Here is a 784-nt window from a genome sequence, read left to right as displayed (position 1 = left end):
CGAAACGGCCATCACTGTCATCCAGCAAACTATAGGTGATGGTATCTCCGTCAATATCCGTCGCCGTCACCTGGCCAACCATTGTGCCATTGGCGGCATTTTCAGTTACCTGGTTACCAACGGCCAGAGTACGGCTGAAGATATCGTTATTGCCATTCTGGTCTGAGGTCCAGGTAACCTGCAGAGTGCCGTCAGCGAGTTGAACAACATGAGCATCGGATTGATTGCCTGCTGTCGTTTCATTGATAAGGGTTTCACCGCTGATCGCAATACCATCTGCACCGAAATGGCGACCGTAGATACCATTACCTGCACCATCCTGGTTTTCAGATGTCCAGGTGATATAGAAACTGCCATCGGCCAGTGCGGTGATATCCGGCTGGCTTTGAGTGCCTGCGGTTGTAGCGTTAATTCTGATTGGGCCGCCCTGGGCTGTACCATCAGGTGACCAGCGTTGCAGATAAATTTCCCCCGCACTCTGGTAGGCACTGACTACATGACCGCTGTTCAGGGTTTCTATCGCAAGCTCATGGCTGTTATTGGCAGCATGACCGCCAAAACTGGCCTCACTGGTTGTAGGATTTCCATTGCTATCAAAAATACGGAAGCGAGCATTATTGCTGCCTGATTTACTTGTTCGCCAGACTACCGCATAACTGCCATTGTCCAGCTCGGTCATGACGGGTTTTGACCAGTCCCAAGTATTTGCAGATCCCGCATTGAATGTTGTCAGAGAGTTACCGGAATCATCAAAGATATTTACTCTGACAACATGTCCACCACC

At 50.1% G+C, this 784-nt stretch carries 1 protein-coding gene; it reads right to left on the bottom strand.

The genetic code is table 11. The features are described from left to right. Positions 1–784: cadherin repeat domain-containing protein (locus AK963_RS34195; RefSeq protein ID WP_175404757.1), on the bottom strand; the 784-nt coding region annotated here is incomplete at both ends.

It is taken from the genome of Endozoicomonas atrinae (assembly GCF_001647025.1).
Lineage (GTDB): Bacteria > Pseudomonadota > Gammaproteobacteria > Pseudomonadales > Endozoicomonadaceae > Endozoicomonas > Endozoicomonas atrinae.
The sequence above is the reverse complement of the archived record's forward strand: the minus strand, read 5'-3'. Positions and strand labels throughout refer to the sequence as shown.